Here is a 24,387-nt window from a genome sequence, read left to right on the forward strand (position 1 = left end):
AATAACAGCTCACTCAGAGACAAAACTGCTCCGAAAATCAAAATACAGGCACTCTAGGACGGAATCGGATATATTGGAAAGTAGAGTGGTCGGTCAGAAAGCTTATTACACACTTGCCAAAAGAGGCGATTACCCCTACCCGGGGCGAGTCGGCTGCGACACGGCTGATGGTTGACTCGCTCTCCGCTCGATCGCACGCAAACCAACCCAACAAGACAACAACAAATGACAAGCGAAACTTCATTCCGCGAAAAGGGACGTGCAGTGTTCCTGGCCGCGCTGATGGTTATGTCTGTTTTCGCCATGTCCGCAGCGTTTGCGGGCGGGGCGGCTGCAGAGGAGACCGAAGACGTTCCAGACGAAATAGATGCTGACCGCTACTACGAAGACCTGGATGCCCTCAGCGATGACGGCGTCTTAGTCGGACAAGAGATCGCTGTCGGCGGCTTCGATGAAGCCGACGGTGCTGAGATCCGCGAAGGATTCGCGGGCAGTGACGGCGACACCGTCGACACCTCGAGCGTCGAAGAGGTCGAGATTGACGGTGAGGACGTCGGCGTCGTTACCTTCGAGACAGACGACCTCGAGGACGATGACGCGTACCACGTTTACGTCCACGGTGAGTACCTCAACGACGAGGACGAGCTTGAGGAAAACCTGGAAGCAACCTTCTGGGCATCTGACGACGTCATCACCGTTGAGTTCGACGACGACTCCGTCGAACTCAACGACGACTCCGACGAGGCCACCACTGACCTTATCGTTGACACTGACCGCGAAGAGGTCGATGTCTACGTGAGCGGTGAACTCGGAAACGAGTCCGTCGACGATGACGACCTCGAAGCGATCTTCGGGGACGACCTCAATGCCGATGACAACGAAGTCCTGATCGAGGGCGTCGACTCGAACATCGAGGCTGACTTCTCTGACCAGAGCTCCGGCGACTACGAGTTCACGGTCGAGGTCGCTGACACGACGGCCGAGGATACGGCTGAGATCACGGTCGACGAGCCGGCCGATGTTGACGCTCAGTTCGACGAGTCCACCTACGAGCAGAACGTCGGTGACGTCGCCGAGTACGAAATCGAACACACCGGCACCGACAACCTCACGGTCGAGATGACCGACGAGGAAGAGTTCTACAACGCCACCATCGAGATCGAGGGCGTTGAGAACGAGGACAACGTGACGGTGCAGTACAACACGTACTACGCGGGTCAGGAAGACCATAGCGGTGACGACGTCGTGACCGTTCTCGACGACGAAGGCGACGAGCTGGCTGTCGAGGACGTAACTGTCACGGAGGAACTCGACGGTGACGAGAGCGACACCCTCGACGAGGGTGAGCGCCTCCTCCCCGGTGACTACGAGCTTGAAGTCATCCCGGCCGTTGCGGACGACGAGGATGAACTCGACGAAGAAGAAACTGACGCCGCGGTCCTCCTCCTCGAGGAGCGATCGACCGGTGACATGAACACGTGGGCCCTCGCGGGTGACAACTTCGATGCCGAGGACGTTGAACTCGAGGACATCGAAGACTCCGCAGTCTCCACCGACTCCGTTGCTGACGAGGACCTCCTCGTTGTCGGTGTCGAAGCGTCCGGTATCTACGGCTACGCGATCGATGACGGTCAGTGGACCGATGAAGGCGACGTCGAACTCGACTTCACCGACACTGACGAGCCACGCTACGGCGACGCTGACGAATTCAGCCTCGAAGACGGTGACGAGGTCATCGTTGACGAGGACGAGGACCGATTCTTCGTCGTCGTTGAGGCAACCGAGGAGTACATGGACGTTGACGAGACCTGGGACGTGACGTTCACGGTCGAAGACGGTAACGACTACGTTGACGACGACGAGACCGCTGACGCCCAGATCAACATTGAGGAAGCCTTCGTCGAACTCGTCGGCGACCAGGACGAGGACGACCGCTTCCAGATCGAAGCTGACAACGAGTCCGAGCTGACCGCCGAGACGAACCTCGCGCCCAGCACGGACGGTGACTTCCGCCTCCGTACGACCTCCGAGGTCTACACCTCCGACGCCGAGGTCGACGGTGACGGCCTGCTGACGACGACCTTCGACCTCAGCGACCACGAGGACGGTGACGAGATCCGAACCCTCCGCGTGAACGCTGGCGACGACAACCAGGCTGAGGCCGAGGGTGTCTTCGTCTCCGCTGCTGACGACGACGAGGAGATGAAGGACGGCTTCAAGATTGACGCCGACGCTCCGTCCGAGGTTACCGTTGACGACGACGCTAGCCTCGACGTGACCGTCGTGAACAACAACGACGAGGCCGGCACCGCGACGCTCGAGGCCACCGTCGGTGACGAGGAGTACACCGAGGAGCTCGAGCTCGACGCCGGTGACTCCGTGACCGAGTCCTTCGACTTCGACACCAGCGAGGAAGCTGAGATCGACTGGTCCGTCGAAACCGGTGACGACAGCGACTCCGGTACGCTGACCGTCAGCGACGAGGACGCGGCGAACGGTGAGAACGGCGCCAACGGCGAGAACGGTGCCAACGGCGAGAACGGTGCCAACGGTGAGAACGGCGCCAACGGCGACGACGCCAACGGTGCTGACGACGGCGAGGACGACGACGAGACCGTGCCCGGATTCGGTGTCGCCGTCGCCATCGTCGCTCTGCTCGGCGCCGCCATGCTCGCGACCCGCCGCCAGAACTAACGCCGACTAACTACCGGACCTCGTCCGGCTCTTGCGATTCGCGGTTTTCCATTTTTTGGACGTCACGCCCCGAAGTGGCGACGCTTCACAGGATGGTGAGTCCAATTCGTCGGGCAAAAAGTACGGGCTCGATCTATTGCGGTAGCTGAAAATAGCGTACTGGGACTTTTGGACACACGGAATTTCCACGCCCTCCCCAGCCGATTCGCTCGATCGCGTCGCTTCCTCGGTCATCCCTCATACGGCATCGGCGATCGGTTCTCGCTATCGCTCGAACCGATCGCCAGCGCGCGCCACCACAGCGTGACTCGAGGGGGCCCGGAGACGAGGCTGGCTCCCGCTCGTGCGATCGGTTACCGAACGCGGACCGGGCAGTGAACGCCACGCAATTCTAACTCACGCTCGCAGAGACTGACTGGGGCCTCAAGCCGACCAGTACGCTCAAGCCGTCCTCGAACCCACACCCGACAATGAACGAGACGGGCGAAACGATGAGCGATCGGGAACGGACCGCGAAGGCACTCGCGGTCGGACTTGCCTGTGGGGTCGTCATCGCCGTCGGTTTCGTCGCCGTCTTCGACGAGCTCCTGCTCGGAGCCTCGTCGGGACTGACTTTCGGCGTCGTGATCGCGGCGCTGTTGGCGGATCGCTGGGAAAACAGCTCCTGACTCGAGAACGGCCGCTTCGATCAGTCGTCGGCCGCGACGGTCTCGGTCTCGGCGCTCGACTCGGCCCGCTCGACGTCCTCGAGGTACTCGTCGACGTCGAGTGCGGCCTTGCTGCCCATGCCCGCGGCGGTGACGGCCTGCTGGTAGTGGTAGTCGACGACGTCGCCGGCACCGAAGATACCGGGAACGTCGGTCTCGGTCTGGCCGCCGCCGTCGCCGCCCTGGGTGCGCAGATACCCCTCGTCGTCCATCCGAACGCCCGTTCCTTCGAGGTACTCCGTGTTCGGCGTGTGGCCGATCGCGTAGAAGACGGCGCCGACGTCGAACTCGAACTCGTTCGTCTCGGGGTCGTCGAGTCGATCGGTCGGGTGGCCCTTCTCGTTTTCGACCAGCGTAACGTGATCGACGCCCTCCTCCTGGGAGCCGTGGATCTCGACCAGTTCCGTGTTTTTCATGATCTCGATCTCGCCGTCCTCGACCTTTTCGTGGACGCGGTCGACCCAGTACTGTTCGGCGCGGAACTCCTCGCGGCGGTGGGCGATGTAGACGGTGTCGGCGAACTTCGTGAGGAAGGTCGCCTCCTCCATGGCGGCGTCGCCGCCGCCGACGACGAGCATGTCCTCGTCGCGGAAGAAGGCGCCGTCGCAGGTCGCACACGTCGAGAGCCCGTAGCCCATGAGTTCGTCCTCGCCCGGGACGCCCAGCGTCCGGGCCGAGGCGCCGGAGGCGGCGATCACGGCGTCTGCGGTGTAGACGTCGCCGTTCGTGAGCTCGACGCGGAACGGCCGCTGGTCGGCGCCACCGGAACGGGGCGCGTTCTGGGAGTCGACGCGCTCGACGCTCTCGATGATCCCGTTTTCGAGCTCGGCGCCGAACTGCTTGGCCTGCTCTTTCATGTTGTTGACGAGCTCGGGGCCGCCGATCCCGTCGGGGAAGCCGGGGTAGTTGGCGACGTCGGTAGTGAGTGTGAGCTGGCCGCCGGGCTCGTCGCCCTCGATGACGAGTGGATCGTTGTCGCCCCGTCCCGCGTAGATCGCCGCGGTGAGGCCGGCGATCCCCGTGCCGGCAATGATCAGTTTGCGGTGTTCGACGGCTTCGGCGGCTGCGCCGCCTTCGTCTCGATGCCCCGTCGGCGCATCGCTCCCACCGTCGGTGACGAGCCCGAGCTTCTCGTCGAGTTCGCCAGTTTCGTCGAGGGCGCTCGTCTGGTCCCAGCCGCCGATCAGTTCGTCGTCGATGAACACTTCGGGAGCGGTCTTGCGGCCGTCGGCGCGCTCGACCATCTCCTCGAACAGTTCGTCGTCGCCGGTGACGTTGTAGGTCTCGTACTCGACGCCCTTGCTGTCGAAGAGGTCCTTGGCCTTGTCACAGTAGGGACACTGATCCTTCGTATAGATCTCGACGCGTGGCTGCTCACTCATACCCCGTTGTTAGGAAACTGGACCTAAACCCCTTGCGTTCTCGGCACCGTTCGGGCCGTACAACCGGTCTATCCGTCCGCAGCCGCTCCCTCGATAAACTCGAGGATGACGGACACCTCGTGATCGGTCTGGGCCTCGAGTGTGGCCTCGATGGTCGTCGCAAGGTCGGGGTACGGGACGTCGGCCGGGCGCCGAACGACAACGGTCACCCCTGTCTCATCGCTGATCATCCCGCTGTCGTAGAACTCCGTCTCGAGTTCGACCAGTTCGAGCTCCTCGTACTCGTCGTCGTCGAGTACTGACCGAACTTCGTCGTTGACCTCGCTTTCGAAGGCGACGTGCTGTCCGAGCACGACGCCGGAACCGGCCAGCACCACGACACTGATGAGTGCCATGACAGCGACCGTACCGAGCCGGTCTTTGGTGACGTTCGCCCGGAGGTTGCCGCGGGTCCACCCGTCTGGCCGATAGCCGAGATACCAGAAGACGACGAGGCCAGCGAGCAGGATCGACGTGGCGTTGACCGCAACCAGAACGAACGCGCCGATCGCGACGCCGATGTGCCCCCAGGCGAGCCCGATTCCGACCGCCGCGGCTGCCGGGATGAGGGCGGCGGCAATCATCACGCCGACCAGCGAGACTGGAATCGCCGTCGCGAGGCCGAACGCACCCGCGGCGCCGGCACAGACGCCGACGACGAGCGCGAGCAGCCCCGGCGAGATTCGGTTCTGTACCTGCTCGATCGCCGTGATATCGATGGTACCCGGAACGACGCCGCCGGACCGGACCAGCCAGGCGAACGCGAACGCCCCGAGCATGGCGACGATCAGTCCGACCACCATCGCCGACACACCGTCGACGAACATTTGGCGGTCGTCGAGGACGAGGCCGACGGTCCCGGTCAGGGCCGCGCTGATCTGGGGTGCGATCACCATCGAGCCGACGACGATCGCCGGCGAGTCGAGCAGTAACCCTGCTGTCGCCACGATCGCGCTCAGCAGGGTCATGACGTAGTAGGTGACCGGTCCCGGCGTCATATTCAGCGCCTTCGACCGGATCTCCGCTCTGGAGATACTGTCGTCCTCCTCGCGACCGTTGACGAACCGTTCCTCGAGTTCCTGAATCCGCGGCGTCCGAGCAGTCTCGATCGCGGAGACGACGATGAACTCGTCCTCGATACCGACCTCACGAAGCGAGCTGAGGACGTGGTCGACGGCCTGTGTCGGGACCGGAAGCGTGACGAGTTCGGCGTCGACGTCGTCGCTACACTCACTGGTACGGACGTAGTCGAGCCCTTCGTCGTCGAGAACCCGCAGTGCGTCGTCCCGTTTCTCATCGGGAACGAGCACCTGGAGCAATCGCATCCACCACTCGTCTCTTGGCCACGCTCAAATGCGTACCGTTGTTCGGTTGGGACGTCCTCGGCGACGCACTTACGGTTCCGAGCGACGACGATCGGGTATGGCCGCTGACCTCGAGGAGAAGACGGACCGGTACGGCGAACTGCTCGCGGAGGCACTGGAGGCGGCGACGGTCGCGCCGCCGCCGGAGACGCCGATGGCAGACGCCGCCGAGGACTGCTACGAGATGGCTACCTCCTACCTCGAGGACGGGCGCCACTTTCGGGAGCAGGACGACCCGGTGAACGCACTCGCGTCGTTCTCGTACGGTCACGCCTGGCTCGATGCAGGTGCCCGTGTCGGGCTGTTCGAGGTACCGACGGACGGCCATCTCTTCACCGTCGAGTAGCCGGATTCACGATGATTAATCACTATATAGCCGAAACATATATAATGGTAAACCCGATTAGTTTATAAGGTAGGCGAAACCTTTATATGCGTTACGGTCTTACAATATGTTAGCTGAGGCGACCGGGGTTCTTCTGGCACTCCCACCCGGTAGCCCCGAGTAACCATCCCAACAATGACTGACAACATCCGAACCTACACCCGAGAGGACGAAGCAACGACCGAGGAGGAAACCCAGGCGGAACAGGGTGAGAAAGAACAGTGTCCGGAGTGTGGCGGTCGGCTGATCTCGGACACCGAGCACGCCGAGACGGTATGCCAGGACTGTGGACTCGTCGTCGAGGAAGACGAGATCGACCGCGGTCCCGAGTGGCGAGCGTTCGACGCCGCCGAGAAAGACGAGAAGTCCCGCGTCGGCGCCCCGACGACGAACATGATGCACGACCAGGGGCTGTCGACGAACATCGGCTGGCAGGACAAGGACGCCTACGGCCGCTCGCTGTCGAGCCGCCAGCGCCAGAAGATGCAGCGGCTGCGCACCTGGAACGAGCGCTTCCGTACCCGTGACTCCAAGGAGCGCAACCTCAAGCAGGCGCTCGGCGAGATCGACCGCATGGCCTCGGCGCTCGGACTCCCCGAGAACGTCCGCGAGACCGCTTCGGTGATCTACCGCCGGGCCCTCGAGGAGGACCTGCTGCCCGGCCGCTCGATCGAGGGCGTCGCCACCTCCTCGCTGTACGCGGCCGCCCGCCAGGCCGGCACTCCCCGCAGCCTCGACGAGATCTCGGCGGTCTCGCGAGTCGACAAAATGGAGCTGACCCGCACGTACCGGTACATCATCCGGGAGCTGGGACTGGAGGTCAAGCCCGCCGACCCCGAACACTACGTCCCGCGGTTCGTCAGCGATCTCGATCTCTCCGACGAGACCGAGCGCATGGCCCGCGAACTGCTCGACTCGGCCCGCGAGGAGGGCGTCCACAGCGGCAAGTCGCCAGTCGGTCTCGCGGCTGCCGCGGTGTACGCCGCAGCCCTGCTCACCAACGAGAAGGTCACCCAGAACGACGTCAGCGAGGTCGCCAGCATCTCCGAGGTTACGATCCGGAACCGGTACAAGGAGCTGCTCGAGGCCTCCGATTCGGCAGCACCCGCCTAACGCGGCAGTTGGGAGCTGGTTCTCGGCGTTTCCTTTCGTTTCGAACGTTCCGAAGAGCTGACGGCATGGGTTCGGCCCCTTCGCCTGACCCGGAATAAGACTGCGACAAAGCTTTTCATCTCTAGTGTGAAACGATGTAGCATGGACGAAACGACCGTTCAACTGTTGTGTCCCGAGTGTGCCAAGGATTGGCAGGTTTCTCCCGGCGAGCTACCCAACTCCACGGAGATGTTCCACTGTCCGAACTGCCACGCGTCCCGACGGACTGCCGAGTTCACGCGAACCGATCGCGACCTCCAGACGCTGAAGCAGCTCGGCTAGCCGGAGTCCGACTCGCCATTCGAACTCTCTTTTCGGCAGTACATTCGTCCAATTATGAATGTTTAGTACTCGGGACAGAACGTGAGTGAAACTGAACAGAAACGGATAGTTACGCGGCTAACCGATCGTTGTAGCTGCTCCCTTCGTGGGGTTTCACGCGAGTAATACCAGCGTTCGTTCCGGTCTCGAACGTGATAGGCGGTCGATTTCGGTCGAGATCTGTGCTAACGCGACTCAAGATAATAATATAACCCTGCAGCGATAGGAATGCATGGTTATGAAGAAACAGGAGCTCATTCACCTTCACGGCCTTCTTGCGGAAGTATCGAACCAGTGCGCGGAGTGGGACAACTGTCAGATCGACCTCGAGGAGTACGAGTCGCGCGGTATCCGACCGACATCGATCCACAAATCCAAGACCGACCACAAGGCCGCCGTATTTGCCCTCGCCGGCGGAATCACGACGAACATGCGCGAGGACGAGCAGGAAGCCGTCGCCGCTACTGCAGACTAGTTGTCAGGACGTCTCCTTCGATCGCTACGTTCTACTGGCAAGACCGTTCTCCGTCCGTCGATTCAGCTAAAGTGACGACAACTGGACGGAACAATCCGAGTTACACGAGGGACAGGCGAAAGCCCACGGCTTCAGTCGTGGGACGAAGCGGCCACCGCTGACACAAACCACGCGTCTCAGCCTGCCCGCATCACCCACGCAATCTGCAACGACAGAGTCATACGAATCACTGCAGCGTTTTACGTAGCCATGCGACATGTTGCTGCGGGGAACCCGCTCACGCTCAAGCCGGCTACGAGTGGGTCTCAACACTCACACACCTTCACAACCCAACCAGCAGTATGGTTGGCATGTCATCCGACGACCCCCTATCGTGGTTGGAATCAGAGGGCCAGGCCGATGGCGCGGCCCACTGTCCACGGTGCTTGACGCCCGTGGGAGCCACCTCGCACTGCGAGGGGCTACGCTGAGTGAATAGCCAAGACCACTACAATCCTCGATTCGAGGACTGAAGCCGGGTCAGTAAACCCGCAAGTTCACAGCCGGTGGCGAGCCCGCATTGTGCCGGGCTGTGACGCCCACGGAGGAATCCCACGGCTTTAGCCGTGCGGAGGATGTCAATCGACGAACCAGATACCGGTTCCCGTTACTCGACGAGGTCCTCGAACTCGGGGAGGATCTCGTCGTCGTCTGTGTCTTGGTCACGCGTTGTCTCGCCCCCATCCGAATCCGTCTCCGTCGACTCCGTCTCGTCGTCTTCGTCGTCTTCGTCGTCCTCGATCAGCTCCACTTCGATCACTTCGAGCGGGATGTTTTCGAGGCGCTGACCGATCTCCTTGCGGGCGATTCGGGAGGCGTGTTCTTCGCGCTCGACGTTGAAAACGGTCATCTCGAGTTCGAGCGCGACCAGCGCCTCGTCGGCCGCGATAAACGCCGGGGGGAGCTCCTCCCCCTCTGGCGAGGTTCGCTCGCCCATGTTGATCTCGACGTAGTTGAGGTCAGGGTTCAACATCTCGCCGGTCTTCGAGATGGCGATGCGGATCGCCTCGTCTTCCGTCTCGACGTCGAACACCGGAACGGCAGCCTCGACGACAACCCTGCAGTTCATACGGAAACGTACCGTCGCATACAGTATCAAGGTTCGCCCCAAGCACCCGTCGATCGCGATCCACGAACCGGCTCCGAAAGCCCCAAGCCGTCGCTCTCGAAGGCAGGGACAGATGCACTCCGGCGAACTCGACCTCGAGGCGCTGTCCGGCGGGCTCGATCTCTACCGCACCCTCGAGAGCGGACAGACCTACCTCTGGCGGCGAACCGACGGAGCGATGTACGGCGGCGAGCCGGCACCCGAAGCGTGGTACTACACCGTCGTCGACGGCGCCGTCGTTCGCGTTCGGAGCGAGGACGGCGTCCTCGAGTGGGAGGCCTCGATCGCTGCCGAACCGCTCGTTCGCCGGCTGCTCCGGCTGGACGACGATCTGGAGGCGATCGTCGCGGCCGCGCCCGACGATCCGCTGTTAGACGAGGCTTACGCGGCCTACCGCGGGATGCGACTGATCGACGATCCGCCGTTCGGGACGCTGATCTCGTTTATCTGTTCGGCCCAGATGCGGGTCGATCGCATCCACGACATGGTCTCGGCGCTGGCCCGCGAGTACGGCGAGCCGATCGCGTTCGACGGGCGGACGTACCACGCGTTCCCGACGCCCGAGCGGCTCGCGGCGGCCACAGCGGACGAACTGCGCGAACTCGGGCTCGGGTACCGCGCTCCCTACGTCGTTCGCACCGCGGAGATGGTCGCCGACGGCGAGGCCCACCCCGAGGTGGCTCGCGACCTTGAGTACGAGGACGCCCGCGAATATCTGAAGCGGTTCGTCGGCGTCGGCGACAAGGTCGCGGACTGCGTGTTGCTGTTCTCGCTGGGGTTCGACCAGGCCGTCCCGCTCGATACGTGGCTCAAGACGGCGGTCGAGGAGTACTACCCCGACTGCGACCGGGGGTCGTACGCGGCGACCTCGCGGGCGCTTCGCGAGCGGTTCGGGGGCGAGTACGCGGGCTACGCCCAGACCTACGTTTTCCACCACCTGCGGACGCGGGAGTAAGCCGGCGTTCCGTTCACAACGTTTTCAACGGTTCATTACTCGCGTTGCTCGTAATCCTCCCGCCCGGTAATCGCCCAGTACGCCTGCGAAACGATCGTGATCACGAACACGACGGACAGTCCCGCGGCGACGTACAGCGCGATCGTCTCCCCTAGCAGGTATCGGGTTAGCGCCCAGGCTGCGAGGACGAACAGGATCGCCCCGCCCAGTAATTCGAGCAGCTCCCGGACGGTCGCACGGCTCGTCGAGACGTCGAGATACTCGTCCTCGATGCGTTCGATGGGACCCATCTGCCGGGAGGTTGTCGCCGGAGGGTTCTTTCGGTGTCGCTTCGTCCCGCGAGCGGACGGCTGGATTTTTCCCGGTCGCCGCCGACGCCACGCACATGACGGACCGAACCCGCGCACACGTCTTCGTCACCGGCAACGTACAGGGCGTCTACTACCGCGCGACCACCCGCGACACGGCCCGTGAGGAAGGCGTCGACGGCTGGGTGAAGAACCTCGAGGACGGGCGGGTCGAGGCGGTGTTCGAGGGCCCCGAACCGGCGGTCGAGTCGATGATCGAGTTCTGCCACGAGGGGAGTCCGGCGGCCGACGTCGAGGACGTCGAAGTCGAGTACGAGCAGCCCGAGGGCGAGGACGGGTTCGAGATCCGGTACTAATCAGTCCTCGGTACGGACGTCCGAGCCCGCGGCGTCGAGGGACGCTTCGAGCCACGGCGGCTCCTCGGTGTGAGCCCAGGTGGCCCACTCGGCCTTTTCGCCGGCGTAGTACGCCCGGTAGGCCGCGACGGGATCGCCAGGCCGTTTGTACTCGTCCGGCATCGCCTGCGGGCGCGGCGTCGGCTCGTCGGTGGGAAAGACGATCTCGTCGGGCTCGATCCGTTCGATCACCGTCCAGCTGGCGTGATCGTCGTCTTTCTCGTAGCGCTCGACGAACTCCGCGTTGAGCGCCGCGGCGTGGTCGCGCAGGCGTAGCCAGTTCGCTCGTGACTCGGTCGCCCACTCGGTGACGGGGTGGCCGGTGTGGGTTGGAGCGTAGAGAAACGCCCGCTCGTAGCCGTTCTCGCGGGCCGCGGTACACAGGACCTGCGCGGCCTCGAGCAGCAGCTTGTTGACGTGCTCGTCACAGTGGTAGCGGGCGGCGAGCCGGGAGTCCTCGTCGAGCCAGAAGACGTTCACGACCGGGGTTGGGACCCGACCTGATTGAGCGTTTCGTCCGCAATCTTCAACGGCGCGCCCCGCGAACGCACGGCCATGATCACAGGCGAGCGGATGGCCGCCGTCGACGAGAACGCCGCGGCGCTTGGCGTCTCGCAGAAGCAGCTGATGGAATCCAGCGGCAACGCGGTCGCGCGAGCGGTCCGCGAGACCGCGGAGCCGGGCTCGAGCGTCGCCGTCGTCGCCGGACGCGGAAACAACGGCGGGGACGCGTTCGTCGCGGCCCGCTTTCTCGACCGCTACGACGTCACCACGCTCCTGCTCGGACGCGCCGAGCGCATCGGCACCGAGATCGCCCGCGAGAACTGGGATGCCCTGCAGGAGGCGGGCTACGAGACCCGGGAGATCACGGACTCGAGCGGGTTCGAACTCCCCGACTGCGACGTCGTCGTCGACGCGATGCTCGGTACCGGCATCAGCGGCGACCTCCGCGAGCCAGCCGCAACTGCGGCCGAGGCGATCAACGCCGCTGACGCGACCGTCGTCGCCGTCGACGTCCCCTCGGGGTTCGACGCCGACGCCGGCGCGGTCGCCGACAACGCCGTCGAGACCGACCGAGTCGTCACCTTCCACGACACGAAACCCGGCCTCGCGGACCTCGATTGCGAACTCACGGTCGCCGACATCGGCATCCCCGCCGCGGCCGAGCGGGACGTCGGCCCCGGCGACGTCTCCCTCGCGGAGCCCGAGGGACGGGACGGCCGGGCCTACGTGATCGGTGGGGGGCCCTACACGGGCGCGCCAGCGCTGGCCGCCCAGGCTGCCCTGCGAGCCGGCGCCGAACTGTCTTTCGTCGCGGCGCCCGACGCCGTCGCCGGTGAGATCCAGGGGTACGCCGAGGACCTCATCGTCCAGCCCTACGAGAACGAGATCCTCACGCCCGAGATCGCCGAGGACCTCCTCGAGACCGCGGCCCAGTACGACAACGTCGTCGTCATCGGCCCCGGGCTGGGTACCGACGACGCGACGCTCGAGGCCGCGCGGCGGTTCCTCGTGGAGTACGAGGGTCCCGCGGTCGTCGACGCCGACGCCCTCAAGGTCGTCCCGGAGATCGAGACCGACGCGACGCTGGTCTGTACGCCCAACCGCGGCGAGCTCGCCCGGATGGGCGGACCCGACACCGACGACCTGGCGGCCGTCGCCGACGAGATCGAGACCTTCGCAGCCGAGCTGGGCCACGTCGTCCTCGCGAAGGGGGAAAACGACGTGATCACCGACGGCGAACGGACCCGGATCAGCCGCTCGGGGACCGTCGGCATGAAGGTCGGCGGCACCGGGGACACGCTCGCGGGGATCGTCGCTGCCCTGCTCGAGGACGCCGAGCCGATGGACGCCGCGGCCGCGGGGGCCCACGTCAACGGACTCGCGGGCGAACGGCTTGCCGACCGCCACGAGGAGGGCTTTCTCGCCTCCGAGCTACTCGAGGAGCTTCCCGCGGTCCTGTGGGGTGATCGCGATGTCTGACGATCCGTCTCCCGCCGAGGGGACGAACCCGGATCCGCGAAGCGACGAGGATCCCGGCGCCGACGAGCTGACCCACACCACCGACGAGGGCGAGGTCCAGATGGTCGACGTCGGCGACAAACCCGACAGCGAGCGCCGGGCGGTCGCCGTCGGCGAGATCCGCCTGCAGCCCTCGACCGTCGAGGCGATCAGCGAGGACGCGGTCGGGAAAGGCGACGTCCTCGCGACGGCCCGCGTCGGCGCGATCCAGGCGGTCAAACACACCTGGGAGACGATTCCGATGTGTCACCAGATTCCGATCACGAACGTCGACACCGCCTTCGAGCTGGGCGAGGATCGGGTCGAGCTTGAGGTCGCCGTCGAGACCACTGGGAAGACCGGCTGCGAGATGGAGGCCCTCGAGGGGGTCACGACGGGGCTGAACGTCGTCTGGGACATGGTCAAGGCCGTCGAGAAAGACGCCGAGGGCCAGTACCCCGACACGGGGATCGAGAACGTCCGCGTCCTCGAGAAGGAAAAACGACGGCGCTGAGAGCGCCGCCGTCGGGCGACTCGGTCGCCCTCAATCGATCCGGATCGCTCTGGCCGCGGTCGCCTTGAACGAGGCCCGGATCGGCTCTCCGACCGCGACGTCGAGTCGCTCCGCACTGGCGTTGGTGATCAGCGCCTGGAGCTCGGCGTCGTCGCCGAGCCGAACCGTCACTCGCGTGATCGTCTCGCCGGCTTCCAGCTCCTCGACGACGCCCGTAAACTGGTTTCGGAGGCTCGTCTCGTCCGCTCGGAGCGACTCCTCGGGGTTCCCCAGCACGACCGCGTCGGAGCGGACGGTGACCTGAACGTCGGTCGCCCCGTCCGGGACCAGTGCCACGATCGGCCCGACCGCCGTCTCCACGGTCGCCAGCTCGCCGGTTCGGTCCCGAACGGTCCCCGCAAGGACCGACTCCGTCGCCTGCGCGACGCCGTCGAGCTCGGTCTCGTGTCGGGTGAACTGGCGACGCAGCTCGTGGGCGGTCTCGGTGAGCTCCGTTCCGCCGCCGCCGCTTCCACCCCGCCGGCGCTCCGTGAGCTCCCCGACGGCGTTCTCGAGTTCGACGAGCCGTCGCTGGAGCCAGGCGTACGAGCGCCCGAGCTCGTCGGCCGCCCGCTGCAGGGAGCCGTACTGGTCGATGGCGTCGAGCATCTCGATGTCGCGTCGATCGATCGTGACGCCGTCGGCGGCCAGCTGCGTACTGTATTCCTTTTCGATCGTCATTTTCGGCTGGAAAGGCGGCGTGAGCCGCCGTCACGGCTCAGTATATCAGTTCCCCGTCGATAAACTTCCGGGTCCGATCGTCGGTCGGACTCTCGAAGACGCCCTCGGTCGGGCCGACCTCGATGATGTCGTTTTCCAGAAGCACCGCGACCCGATCCGCAACCCGCTCGGCCTGGTGCATGTCGTGGGTGGCGATCGCCACGCCGATCTCCCGGTCGCGAGCCTTGAGGACGGCGTCCTCGATCAGCGCCGTGTTTCGCGGATCGAGATCGGAGGTCGGCTCGTCGAGCAAGAGGACGTCCGGATCGTACGCGAGCGCGCGGGCGAACGCGACGCGCTGGGCTTCGCCGCCCGAGAGCGACGCAGCGTCCTGGTCGACCTTCTCGCGCAGGCCGACGGTTTCGAGGGCCTCGATCTCGGCGCCGGTGCCGTTCCGTTGGCCGACGAGATCGGCGAACTCGCGGCGAAGGCGGTCGGTCCAGGACTCGCGGACCCGCAGCCCGTACTCGGCGTTGCGTCGAACGCTCGCGTCGAACAGGCTCGCCTCCTGGAAGACCATCCCGATCCGACGCCGAAGCTCGAGGCGTCGCCGTTCGGAGACGGTCCAGACGTCGGTGCCGTCGTACTCGACGGCTCCCCGGTCGGGAGCGTCGAACAGCGCGAGCAGCCGCAGGAGCGTCGACTTGCCGACGCCCGACGGGCCGATGATCGCGACGACCTCGCCCGGGGTGACCGAAAGCGAGACGTTCTCGAAGACCGGTTCGCCGTCGTAGCCGTGGTAGATATCGCTTGCCGTGAGCATTATCGGTACCCTCCGTCGTCGCTTCCCAGTCGAACGACGATCGCGTTGACGAGCAAGACGAGGACGACGAGGATCGCTCCGAGTATCATCGCGGTCTCGAAGCGGCCCTGGCGGGCCTCGAGCTGAATCGCGGTCGTCAGCGTCCGAGTGTAGGACTCCCCGTCCGCGCCGGCGATATTACCCCCGACGATGAGCACGGAGCCGACCTCGCTGATCGCCCGGCCGAAGCCGGCCAGAAGCGCCGTCGCGATGCCGTACCGGGCCTCCTTGATCGTGACGAGGGCGACGTCGAACCGCGTGCCGCCCATCGCGTAGGCCGCGTCGCGGACGTTCTGTTCGACGCTGCTGACAGCGGCGAGGCTCACGCCCGTGATCACCGGCGTTGCGAGGACGAACTGCGAGATGATCATCGCCTCAGGGGTGAAAACGAGGTCGAACGATCCCAGCGGTCCCTCGTTCGAGAGCGCAAACAGGACGACGAGGCCGACGACGACGCTCGGGAACCCCATCCCGGTGTTGATGATCGAGGTGACAAGCGCCTTGCCACGGAACTGCTTGAAACCGATCAGCAGCGCCACCGGGAGGCTACACAGCGTGCTCAGCGTCACGGCGACGAGGCTCACGTACAGCGAGACGCGGACGATACTGCGGATGTAGTTCCACTCGAAGGGGAACTCGGCGAGCAGTGCGAGGTGTGTCGCTTGGTCGAGTGGCATCGATCCGGCTCAGTCGTCGGGCTCCCAGTCTTCGGGGACGTACTGCTGGAAGTTGGGCTCTTCCGAGATTGCTTCGGGGAAGAACAGCTGTTCGTCCTCGACGGTGTACTCCTCGATGATCTCCTGGCCCTCGGGACCCGTCAGGTAGCCGATGTAGGCCATCGCCAGATCGTACTCGACGTCGTCGTGAACGCCCGGGTTGACGGCGACGATCCCGTAGGGGTTCGCAAGCAGCTCCGTGCCGCCCTCGATCGGCCCCTCGACGTGGATCTCGAGGTCGATCTCTGACTGCATCGAGAGGACGGTCCCCCGGTCGGCGAGCGTGTAGTCGCCGGTCTGATCGACCTGCGTGATGACCTCGCCCATCCCCTGGCCGGCCTCCCGGTACCACTCGCCGAACTCGTCGACGCCGGCGGCCTCCCAGAGCTCGAGTTCCTTCGTGTGGGTTCCGGACTCGTCGCCCCGGGAGACGAACGTCGCTCCCTCCTCGGCGATCGCGACAAACGCCTCCTCGACGTCGTCTCCGCCGCCGATCCCGGCCGGATCGTCCGATGTACCGACGACGACGAAGTCGTTGAACATGAGATCGCGGCGGTTCACGCCGTAGCCGTCCTCCATGAACTCGTCCTCGAGCGACCGGGCGTGGACCATCACGACATCGGAGTCGCCGCTACGGCCCGTCTCGAGGGCGGCGCCCGTTCCCTGGAAGACGGTGTCGACGGTGACCCCGTACCGGTCCTCGAACGGCGCGTTGAGTTCGTCGAGCAGCCCCGTGTCGTACGTGCTCGTTGTCGTCGTCAGCGTGAGCGTTTCCCCGCTGATCTCCGGATCGTCGTCGCCGGCGTCCTCGTCGCTGCTGAGGCAGCCGGCGAGGCCGATCGTGGCGCTCCCCCCGACCCCCGCGAGCATTTTGCGCCGATGTATCGCCATAGATACTACGTCGAACGCTCCATATAAATCGATTTCGGAGAGCAGTTTACTCGATGGCGATATGGCGCGAGAATCCGCTCTCTTGTAACTGAATTTGGTTACGGGTCCGGAAGGTGCGCGACGCTACTCGAGTACGCTATCCGGATCGCCCGAGAGACGCTTCTGTCACGCAGTAGCGAGGACGTAGTCGCAAACGCATGCGGAAACGCAAACGTATGGGATCTCGAAGGCGACGGCTCCGGTGGGTACCCCGAGAGAACGGTGTTACGGCCTAGAGGTCCATCCCGCCGTTGACGTCGATTACCTCGCCCGTGATGTACGAGGACTCCTCGCTCGCCAGGAAGCGAACGACGGCGGCGATATCCTCGACCTCGGCCAGCCGCTCGAGGGGGATCCCCGAGATGATCCGTTCGAGGACGTGGTCGGGAACGCCCTCGACCATGTCGGTCCGGGTGAACCCGGGGGCGACGCAGTTGGCCGTCGAGCTGCCCTGGGCGAACTCCAGGGCGATCGTCCGAGTGAACCCGAACATCCCGCTTTTCGCGGTGGCGTAGTTGGCCTGTCCGAAGTTGCCCTGCTTGCCGACGACACTCGAGATGTTGATGAGCCGCCCCTCGTCGGCGTTCCAGATGTCGTCGTAGAACGTCTGGGTGCAGTTGAACATCCCGCCGAGGTTGACGTCCATCACGCGATCCCACTCCGCGCGGGACATCTCGGTGAACTGCTTGTCGGCGGTGATGCCGGCGTTGTTCACCAGTACGTCCGCCGGGCCGAACGCGTCGTGACAGACCTCGCGCATGTGCTCGACGTCCTCGGGGACCGCGACGTCGGCCTGGGCCGTGACGGCCTGCCCGCCCGCGTCCTCGATCGCCTCGACGGCCTCGTGTGCGGCCCCCTCCGACGACCGGTAGTTGATGACGACGTTCGCACCCTTCTCGCCGAGGTGTTCCGCGATTCCGCGTCCGATCCCACGCGCCGATCCCGTGATGACACAGGTACGTCCCTCCATGGACATCGTTACCCTATACTCCACCACCGATTGTTATATAACGACCTGTCGAGTTTCATCCAATACTGTGTCGAATAAAAGATGAAGCGGTCGGCCTGGTGGCCCGGATGACCGGTTCTCGCGGCGCGTCGACGGCCGCTACCGGTCGGCGGCCTGCTCGATCCAGTCTTCGAGGCGGGCCGCGGCGATCTCGGTTTCCTCGGCGAGCTCGTCGGCGTCGGCCTCGGCGAGCTCCTCGAAGGTGGTGATCCCGACCGCGGCGAGGTCGTTCGCGTAGGACTGTCCGACGCCGTCGAGTTCGGTCAGGTCGTCGACCTCCGTCTCCTCGAGGGCGTCCTCGGAGAACTCGTCGAGTCCGGTCTCGTCGCCCTCGACGTCGCCGGCCAGCCCCGCGTCGGGCTCGTCAGGTTCGGGCGTCTCGGGTTCGGCGTCGGGCTCGTCAGGTTCGGGCGTCTCGGGTTCGGCGTCGGTCTCGACGGTCGAGCGGGCCTCGAACCAGTCACAGACGTCGGGCCAGAGCTCGGCGTGGCTCCGGGAGGAGACCGACATCCCGATGTGGCCCGTCGCGAACTCCATGACCTCGGTGTCGTCGGAGGCGACCGACTCGTTGAACGGCTTCGAGGCACCCGGCGGGATGAGGTGGTCGTACTCCGCGACGATCTGTAATACGGGCATGTCGATGTTCGAGACGTCGACTTCCTCCCCGCCCAGCTCGAGCTCGTTCGCGACGAGCTTGTTCTCCTGGTAGATGTCGCGGATGAACTCCTCGTAGGCCTTCCCCGCGACGTCGATCCCCTCGTCGAGCCACCGCTCCATCCGGCCGAAGTTCTCGACGAAGTCCTCGTCTTCCATGTTGTCGTAGAAGCGGACGTACTTCGTCACGTTGTTCGCGACCGGATCCATCAGCGCAAAGCCGATGTCCAGGAACTCGGCGGGAACGTTGTCGAAGGTCTCGGTGACGGTCTCGGGGTCGTAGTAGTCCTCGCTACCCCACAGCTCGAGGACGCCGCCCTCGCCCGCAAAGCAGAGGCCGGCGGCCATCAGGGCGAGGTTCTCGACCTTCTCGGGGTGCTGGGCGGCGTACATGGCCGACATCGTCCCGCCCATGCAGTAGCCAAGCACGTTGATCGAGTCCTGGCCCGAACGCTCCCGGACCTCGTCGACGCAGTTGTCGATGTAGCGGTTGACGTAGTCGTCGAGGCCGAGCTGGCGGTCGAGCTTCGAGGGCTCGCCCCAGTCGATCAGGTAGACGTCGAAGCCAGCCTCGAGCAGTGTCTGGACGACCGAGCGGTCGGGCTGGAGATCGAGGATGTAGGGTTTGTTGATCAGCGCGTAGACGATGAGGATCGGGATGTCGTGTTGCTCCTCGGTCTTTGGCTCGTAGTGGAGCAACTGGAGCTTGTTCTCCTCGTAGACGACCTCGCTTGGCGTCTGGCCGACCGCGACGTTCTCGAGGGTTTCGGTGCGATCGGGTGTGACCTGGGTCTTCTCGGCGAGATCGGCGGCACCCTCCCAGGCCTGCCGTTGCATCTCCAGGGCTGTCGTGTACGGATTCTTCATTGCTCCTCGAGGTGGTCGAGAACGCGGTCGAGTTTCTGCTCGACGGCGTGCTGTCGGCGCTCGAGCTCGACGAGCCGGTCGCCGACCTCGACGACGTCGCTCTCGGTCGGGAAACCAAGCGAGCGCAGCGTCTCCTCGGCGGCCTCGTCGGCCTCCTGCTGGAGTTCGAGGACGTCGCCGACGGTCTCGCCGGTCATCTTCGCGAAGGCGGTCGTCGACATGACCTCCTTGAACGCCTCGTTTGCGGTGTTGAGCCAGACGTCACGGAACTCCTCGATCTCGACGTCCTCGCCCTCGAACTGGTCGTTCATCCGTTCGACCATCTGCTGGGAGGCGTTCATCCAGGCCTCGTAGGCGCGGGCGTAACCCTCGACGCCGTCGGAGAACTCGGCGTCGTCGCTCATCTCGCCGACGGTTTCGGCCCAGCTCTCGACGAATCGGGCCTGGGCCTCGACGTTGTTCTCGAAGGCCTCGAGGAACTGCTCGTTCCACTGTTCGGCGAACGCGTTCCAGTTCTGTGACTGCGGCGGTGTGTCTGTCATTGTGTGGGAAAATTGGGGCGTGTGATCAAAAGGCTATGGTCGTTACGCCGAAACGTCGAACTCCTCGGCCACGGCGTCGACGTTCTCGGTCATCGCCGACACGTTCTCCTCGGTCTGCTCGTGGGCCTCGAGGACGGCCTCGAAGCTCGTGTCGACGACCTCGGCGTAGCTGGCGGCGAACTCGTCGTAGGCGGCCTCGGACTCCCGGAGCGCCTCGGCGACGGCCGACAGCGACTCCTGCTGGGCCTCGGTCATCGCGTCGACGTTCTCCTCGAACTGTCCGCGGAACTCCTCGAGGTCGAGGCCGTCCTCGGGCAGCGACGCCTCGACGGCGTCGAAGTAGGCCTCGACGGCGCCTTTGGTGAACTCGGCGTTGGTCTCGACGGCCGAGTTCGAGGACTCGACGGCGTCGACGACGGCGCCGATGGAGGCCTTCTGGGCCTCGAGGGCGTCGTGGGTGAGCTGCTGGCTCTGTTCGATGGCGGTGCGCTGTGCGGTGAACATGGCGGTGAGTGGGTTCTGAGTCATGAGTTTTCCTCTCGGTTGCGTTTGACGGGAACGACGATCGTCTGGACGATATCGCCCTCTTCGATGTCGAGGGCTTCCCGTTCGGGTTCGGGAATACTGATCCGACCGCCGCTCTGGACCCGCGCCTTGAACGTCGCCGTCCCCATGTTCATCGGCCCGAAGCTCGAGGCGCTCTCGAGGGGGTTCGCGGAGCCGGCCTCCAGCAACTGCTTCAGCATCTCCTGCTGGGATTCGGCGACCTGTTCGCCGGCGCTTTGCATCTGCTCGGCGAACATCGACGGTGGGAACCAGGGCGATCGGTCGGAGTCGTCCGTCATCAATACAGTCAACACGCTCCGGACGGATAAACGTTTCCGCTGCATACCATCGAGTGCCATTGAGTGGTTTCAGTTGCATATTAGGGGCTATCGTCGCCCCCTCGTGTGGTTTTCCGCCAAACCCGCGTCGCGGTCGGACGAAAGCGTCGGTTACCGCTCCGTCGTCTCCGCGGATAACCGCGCATTGTGTAGCCAAAGACGTATAATGGGTTCGTCCCTATGCGAAAGTAGATGTCCCACCAGAACGCCGGCGAGAACGGCTTTGGCGCCCTGGCAAACGCCTGGTCGACAGCGACCAGATCGGTCCTCCGGAGCGCGACCGCGGCCAACCGCGCCGCCGTCGCCGCGATGGGTTCGACCGAATCGAGCGACGACTACTCCGACGCGTCGGTCCCTTCTCTCGAGTTCGCCGACCCCGACTGGACGTTCGAACGCAGCGTCGAGGACCCGACGGCGCTTGCCCCCGGCGACAACGTCACCTTCGAGAAGGAGCTATCCGACGAGGACGTCCGCGCGTTCGCAGAGATCAGCGGCGACACGAACCGGCTCCACCTCGACGAGGAGTTCGCCGCCGACACCCGCTTCGGCGGCCGCATCGTCCACGGCACGCTCGTTTCGGGACTGATCAGCGCTGCGCTGGCACGGCTGCCGGGGTTGACGATCTATCTCTCCCAGGATCTCGAGTTCGCCGGTCCCGTCGGGATCGGCGATCGGGTTTCGGCCCGCGTCGAGATCGTCGAGGACCTGGGCAACGCCCAGTACCGCCTCGAGACGGTCGTCCGAGACGAGAACAACGACACGACCGTCGTCGACGGTGAGGCCGTCGTCCTGATCGACGACCTCCCCGAGGCGTAACACGTTCGAGTCGAATAAGTAGCTCCTCGCGGAACGGCCCACCATGACACTGTTCGGGACCGCGGGGATCCGGGGCCCAGTCGAGGACGTATCGCCATCGCTTGCGCTCTCGGTCGGTCAGGCCGCGGGCGAACCCGGTACCACGTTCGTCGTCGGCCGCGACGGGCGCGAGACGGGACCAGCGCTCGCCGCGGCGATGGAGGCCGGCCTCGAGAGTGCCGGCGCCGACGTTCGTCGGGTCGGCCGCGTGCCGACGCCGGCGCTTGCGTTCGCGTCCCGGGGACGACGCGGCGTGATGCTCACCGCGAGCCACAACCCGCCCAGCGACAACGGGATCAAGCTGTTCGTCGACGGCGTCGAGTACGACAGCAACGCGGAGGCGCTGATCGACGAACAGGTCAGTGCCGAGGAGTCCGGACTCGCCAGCTGGGAGGCGTGGGGCCGCTCGGAGCGGGCCGACGTCCTCGGCGAGTACCGCGACGCCGTCGCGGACTACGTCCGAACCAGATTCGCCGACCGGGCCCCGCTCTCGGGGCTGTCGATCGCGGTCGACTGCGGGAACGGCGTCGGCGCGCTGGCGACCCCGCAGGTTCTCGACGCGCTCGGCGCCGATGTCGTCGGCGTCAACGCCACCGTCGACGGCCACTTCTCCGGCCGGGAGAGCAAGCCGACCCCCGAGACGCTGACGGAGTTCAGCGAGTTCCTCGCCGAAGGCTCGTTCGACCTCGGGCTCGCCCACGACGGGGACGCGGATCGGCTCGTCGTCCTCGAGCCCGACGGCTCGGTCGTCCACGAGGACACCGTCCTCGCGGTCGCGGCCGAACACTACGCGGCGGGAAGCGACGTCTCCGATCCCGTCGTCGTCACGACGCCAAACGCCTCGGCCCGGATCGACGAGCGGGTTCGGGAGGCCGGCGGTCGCGTCGAGCGGGTCCGTCTGGGTGCGCTCCACGAGGGGATCGCTCGGGAACGCGGGCGGGCGGACGAGAACGCCGCGGTCGTCTTCGCGGCCGAGCCCTGGAAACACATCCATGTCCCCTTCGGCGGCTGGATCGACGGCGTCGCGAGCGCCGCCGTCGTCGCCGCGCTCGTCGCCGAGGCCGGAGACGTCGCGAGCCTGCGGGAGCCGGTCACGGAGCGTCCCTACCGGAAGGTCAGCGTCGACTGCCCCGATCGTCTCAAGGCCGACGCGATGGCCCGGCTCGAGTCCGAGCTTCCCGCAGCGTTCCCCGAGGCGGGCGTCGACACCGACTACGGCGTGCGCCTCGAGTTCGCGGACGCCTCGTGGTTGTTGGTCCGTCCGAGCGGTACGGAGCCCTACGTTCGGCTCTACGCCGAGAGCGACGAGGTCGACGAGCTCGTCGCGGAGGGGCGGTCCGTTATCGAGACGGCGATCGAAGCGGCCCGCTGAGAGTCGTCGAACGTAATTAACGATCAGCGTAGATACACGACTGTCCAACCTCGAGCAGTATTTCGTACCATTTAACCCACCTTCGTGGACTAGCAGTACCACGATGGCACGCGAAAGACGGGAGGTTCTGCGCGCGGCCGGGGTAACCGGCTGTGTCGCACTGGCCGGCTGCGTCAGCGGGTTCGACGAGGCCGGCAGGGATCCGGACGTCAACGTCGGGGTGGTCTACGCCTCCGGCGGCCTCGGTGACAACTCGTTCAACGACATGGCCCAGCAGGGCGCCATGCGGGCCGAGGAGGAGTTCGACGTCCTGTTCGATCAGGCCGAGCCCGAGTCGGAGGGGGAGTTCGACGGCACGCAGCGGAACTTCGCCGAATCGGGGCGGTACGATCTGATCTGTTGTATCGGCTACGCACAGGAGGGAGCCCTCGCCGAGAACGCCGCGGCCTACACCGACCAGGAGTTCATCATCGTCGACTCGGTCGTCGAGGCGCCCAACGTCCGAAGCTACGTCTTCGACGAGCCCGGCGGCTCGTTTCAGGCCGGCCACCTCGCCGGCCTGCTGACCCAGACGGAGTTTTCGGCGGGCGACGGCTCGACCAACCCCGACGAGTCGGTGGTCGGCTTCGTCGGCGGGACCGAAACGCCGCTGATCGAGTCGTTCCACGCCGGCTTCGCGGCCGGCGTCGAGTACGTCGACCCCGACATCGAACTCCTCTCGAGTTACGTCGGGGAGTTCAACGACACCGCGGCCGGCCAGGAGACCGCACGCCTGATGTACGATCGGGGCGCAGACGTCGTCTTCCACGCGGCCGGCCGCACCGGCATCGGCGTCTTCCAGGCGGCCCAGTCGGAAGGACGGTTCGCGATCGGCGTCGACGACGACCAGTCGGTCAGCGAGGACGACTACGCCGACGTCATCGTCGCGAGCATGGTCAAACAGGTCGACCGGGCGGTGTTTACCGCGATCGAGTCGGCCGTCGAGGGAACGTTCGAGGGTGGCGAGGTCGAGGAGCTCGGCCTCGAGGACGACGGCGTCGACGTCGTCTACGGGCAGTCACTCGGCGACGAGATTCCCGAGGAGATCAGGGCCGAGCTCGCGGACTCCCGCGAGAAGCTCATCGACGGCGAGATCGACGTCCCGGGGGAGCTATGAGC

At 65.3% G+C, this 24,387-nt stretch carries 27 protein-coding genes; 13 read left to right on the plus strand and 14 right to left on the minus strand.

What is annotated here, in order from left to right; all coding sequences use genetic code 11:
• Nucleotides 1-225: 225 nt before the first annotated feature.
• The gene (locus NATOC_RS06445) at nucleotides 226-2,694 is read left to right on the plus strand and encodes a BGTF surface domain-containing protein (RefSeq protein WP_015320615.1); all 2,469 of its coding nucleotides are present in this window, start codon (nucleotides 226-228) and stop codon (nucleotides 2,692-2,694) included.
• Nucleotides 2,695-3,164: 470 nt separating this feature from the next.
• Nucleotides 3,165-3,362, plus strand: coding sequence for a hypothetical protein (locus NATOC_RS06450; protein ID WP_015320616.1), 198 nt, complete (start codon nucleotides 3,165-3,167; stop codon nucleotides 3,360-3,362).
• Nucleotides 3,363-3,382: 20 nt separating this feature from the next.
• Here NATOC_RS06450 and NATOC_RS06455 read toward each other — a convergent pair whose 3' ends face one another.
• Nucleotides 3,383-4,783 (minus strand): FAD-dependent oxidoreductase, encoded by a 1,401-nt coding sequence (locus tag NATOC_RS06455; protein ID WP_015320617.1) that lies wholly within the window; start codon nucleotides 4,781-4,783, stop codon nucleotides 3,383-3,385.
• Between the two features lie 68 nt (nucleotides 4,784-4,851).
• Nucleotides 4,852-6,147, minus strand: coding sequence for a TIGR00341 family protein (locus NATOC_RS06460; protein WP_015320618.1), 1,296 nt, complete (start codon nucleotides 6,145-6,147; stop codon nucleotides 4,852-4,854).
• Nucleotides 6,148-6,244: 97 nt separating this feature from the next.
• On the opposite strand from NATOC_RS06460, the gene NATOC_RS06465 reads away from it, so the two are divergent.
• The 4 genes from NATOC_RS06465 (at nucleotide 6,245) to NATOC_RS06480 (ending at nucleotide 8,519) form a co-directional block, all read left to right on the plus strand.
• Nucleotides 6,245-6,532: a DUF357 domain-containing protein gene (locus NATOC_RS06465; RefSeq protein ID WP_015320619.1), complete on the plus strand. Its 288-nt coding sequence runs from the start codon at nucleotides 6,245-6,247 to the stop codon at nucleotides 6,530-6,532.
• A gap of 174 nt (nucleotides 6,533-6,706) precedes the next feature.
• A complete protein-coding gene (locus tag NATOC_RS06470) occupies nucleotides 6,707-7,684 on the plus strand; it encodes a transcription initiation factor IIB (protein WP_015320620.1) in 978 nt (325 codons plus the stop codon).
• A gap of 141 nt (nucleotides 7,685-7,825) precedes the next feature.
• Complete coding sequence (locus NATOC_RS06475; RefSeq protein WP_015320621.1) at nucleotides 7,826-8,005, plus strand: DUF7836 family putative zinc-binding protein; 180 nt, start codon at nucleotides 7,826-7,828, stop codon at nucleotides 8,003-8,005.
• Between the two features lie 277 nt (nucleotides 8,006-8,282).
• Nucleotides 8,283-8,519: a UPF0058 family protein gene (locus tag NATOC_RS06480; protein ID WP_049888693.1), complete on the plus strand. Its 237-nt coding sequence runs from the start codon at nucleotides 8,283-8,285 to the stop codon at nucleotides 8,517-8,519.
• Nucleotides 8,520-9,165: 646 nt separating this feature from the next.
• On the opposite strand, the gene NATOC_RS06485 is transcribed toward NATOC_RS06480, so the two are convergent.
• Nucleotides 9,166-9,627 carry a DUF555 domain-containing protein gene (locus NATOC_RS06485; protein WP_015320623.1) on the minus strand — a complete coding sequence of 154 codons (462 nt, stop codon included), beginning with the start codon at nucleotides 9,625-9,627 and terminating at the stop codon, nucleotides 9,166-9,168.
• Nucleotides 9,628-9,739: 112 nt separating this feature from the next.
• Between NATOC_RS06485 and NATOC_RS06490 the strand changes: the two genes are divergently transcribed.
• Nucleotides 9,740-10,621: a DNA-3-methyladenine glycosylase family protein gene (locus tag NATOC_RS06490; RefSeq protein WP_015320624.1), complete on the plus strand. Its 882-nt coding sequence runs from the start codon at nucleotides 9,740-9,742 to the stop codon at nucleotides 10,619-10,621.
• A gap of 35 nt (nucleotides 10,622-10,656) precedes the next feature.
• On the opposite strand, the gene NATOC_RS06495 is transcribed toward NATOC_RS06490, so the two are convergent.
• A complete protein-coding gene (locus NATOC_RS06495) occupies nucleotides 10,657-10,911 on the minus strand; it encodes a hypothetical protein (RefSeq protein ID WP_015320625.1) in 255 nt (84 codons plus the stop codon).
• Between the two features lie 95 nt (nucleotides 10,912-11,006).
• Here NATOC_RS06495 and NATOC_RS06500 point away from each other — a divergent pair, with 95 nt between their 5' ends.
• The gene (locus NATOC_RS06500; RefSeq protein ID WP_015320626.1) at nucleotides 11,007-11,285 is read left to right on the plus strand and encodes an acylphosphatase; all 279 of its coding nucleotides are present in this window, start codon (nucleotides 11,007-11,009) and stop codon (nucleotides 11,283-11,285) included.
• On the opposite strand, the gene NATOC_RS06505 is transcribed toward NATOC_RS06500, so the two are convergent.
• Nucleotides 11,286-11,804 carry a hypothetical protein gene (locus NATOC_RS06505; protein WP_015320627.1) on the minus strand — a complete coding sequence of 173 codons (519 nt, stop codon included), beginning with the start codon at nucleotides 11,802-11,804 and terminating at the stop codon, nucleotides 11,286-11,288.
• Between the two features lie 75 nt (nucleotides 11,805-11,879).
• On the opposite strand from NATOC_RS06505, the gene NATOC_RS06510 reads away from it, so the two are divergent.
• Both NATOC_RS06510 and moaC read left to right on the plus strand, forming a co-directional pair.
• On the plus strand, nucleotides 11,880-13,307 hold the full coding sequence (locus NATOC_RS06510) for a bifunctional ADP-dependent NAD(P)H-hydrate dehydratase/NAD(P)H-hydrate epimerase (protein WP_015320628.1): 1,428 nt from the start codon (nucleotides 11,880-11,882) through the stop codon (nucleotides 13,305-13,307).
• Nucleotides 13,300-13,839, plus strand: coding sequence for a cyclic pyranopterin monophosphate synthase MoaC (gene moaC / locus NATOC_RS06515; protein WP_015320629.1), 540 nt, complete (start codon nucleotides 13,300-13,302; stop codon nucleotides 13,837-13,839). Before NATOC_RS06510 ends, moaC begins: the two co-directional genes overlap by 8 nt.
• A gap of 30 nt (nucleotides 13,840-13,869) precedes the next feature.
• On the opposite strand, the gene NATOC_RS06520 is transcribed toward moaC, so the two are convergent.
• From NATOC_RS06520 to NATOC_RS06560, 9 genes are all read right to left on the minus strand, one after another.
• Nucleotides 13,870-14,559 carry a TOBE domain-containing protein gene (locus NATOC_RS06520; protein ID WP_015320630.1) on the minus strand — a complete coding sequence of 230 codons (690 nt, stop codon included), beginning with the start codon at nucleotides 14,557-14,559 and terminating at the stop codon, nucleotides 13,870-13,872.
• Between the two features lie 37 nt (nucleotides 14,560-14,596).
• A complete protein-coding gene (locus NATOC_RS06525) occupies nucleotides 14,597-15,361 on the minus strand; it encodes an amino acid ABC transporter ATP-binding protein (protein WP_015320631.1) in 765 nt (254 codons plus the stop codon).
• Nucleotides 15,361-16,077 carry an ABC transporter permease gene (locus NATOC_RS06530; protein WP_015320632.1) on the minus strand — a complete coding sequence of 239 codons (717 nt, stop codon included), beginning with the start codon at nucleotides 16,075-16,077 and terminating at the stop codon, nucleotides 15,361-15,363. Before NATOC_RS06530 ends, NATOC_RS06525 begins: the two co-directional genes overlap by 1 nt.
• Before the next feature lie 9 nt (nucleotides 16,078-16,086).
• On the minus strand, nucleotides 16,087-17,007 hold the full coding sequence (locus tag NATOC_RS06535) for a substrate-binding domain-containing protein (protein WP_015320633.1): 921 nt from the start codon (nucleotides 17,005-17,007) through the stop codon (nucleotides 16,087-16,089).
• Nucleotides 17,008-17,278: 271 nt separating this feature from the next.
• Nucleotides 17,279-18,022, minus strand: coding sequence for a beta-ketoacyl-ACP reductase (locus NATOC_RS06540; RefSeq protein WP_015320634.1), 744 nt, complete (start codon nucleotides 18,020-18,022; stop codon nucleotides 17,279-17,281).
• A gap of 132 nt (nucleotides 18,023-18,154) precedes the next feature.
• Nucleotides 18,155-19,576, minus strand: a complete 1,422-nt coding sequence (gene phaC / locus NATOC_RS06545) for a class III poly(R)-hydroxyalkanoic acid synthase subunit PhaC (protein WP_015320635.1) — start codon at nucleotides 19,574-19,576, stop codon at nucleotides 18,155-18,157.
• Complete coding sequence (locus NATOC_RS06550) at nucleotides 19,573-20,118, minus strand: poly(R)-hydroxyalkanoic acid synthase subunit PhaE (protein WP_015320636.1); 546 nt, start codon at nucleotides 20,116-20,118, stop codon at nucleotides 19,573-19,575. Before NATOC_RS06550 ends, phaC begins: the two co-directional genes overlap by 4 nt.
• A 42-nt stretch (nucleotides 20,119-20,160) precedes the next feature.
• Nucleotides 20,161-20,646: a hypothetical protein gene (locus tag NATOC_RS06555; RefSeq protein ID WP_015320637.1), complete on the minus strand. Its 486-nt coding sequence runs from the start codon at nucleotides 20,644-20,646 to the stop codon at nucleotides 20,161-20,163.
• Complete coding sequence (locus NATOC_RS06560) at nucleotides 20,643-20,963, minus strand: AbrB/MazE/SpoVT family DNA-binding domain-containing protein (RefSeq protein WP_015320638.1); 321 nt, start codon at nucleotides 20,961-20,963, stop codon at nucleotides 20,643-20,645. Before NATOC_RS06560 ends, NATOC_RS06555 begins: the two co-directional genes overlap by 4 nt.
• 231 nt (nucleotides 20,964-21,194) lie before the next feature.
• On the opposite strand from NATOC_RS06560, the gene NATOC_RS06565 reads away from it, so the two are divergent.
• From NATOC_RS06565 to NATOC_RS06575, 3 genes are all read left to right on the plus strand, one after another.
• Nucleotides 21,195-21,818 (plus strand): MaoC family dehydratase, encoded by a 624-nt coding sequence (locus NATOC_RS06565; RefSeq protein ID WP_015320639.1) that lies wholly within the window; start codon nucleotides 21,195-21,197, stop codon nucleotides 21,816-21,818.
• A gap of 43 nt (nucleotides 21,819-21,861) precedes the next feature.
• Nucleotides 21,862-23,229 carry a phosphohexomutase domain-containing protein gene (locus NATOC_RS06570; RefSeq protein WP_015320640.1) on the plus strand — a complete coding sequence of 456 codons (1,368 nt, stop codon included), beginning with the start codon at nucleotides 21,862-21,864 and terminating at the stop codon, nucleotides 23,227-23,229.
• 103 nt (nucleotides 23,230-23,332) lie between these two features.
• Complete coding sequence (locus tag NATOC_RS06575) at nucleotides 23,333-24,385, plus strand: BMP family lipoprotein (protein WP_015320641.1); 1,053 nt, start codon at nucleotides 23,333-23,335, stop codon at nucleotides 24,383-24,385.
• The last annotated feature ends 2 nt before the right edge of the window (nucleotides 24,386-24,387 follow it).

This window comes from Natronococcus occultus SP4 (assembly GCF_000328685.1).
Classification (GTDB): Archaea; Halobacteriota; Halobacteria; order Halobacteriales; family Natrialbaceae; genus Natronococcus; species Natronococcus occultus.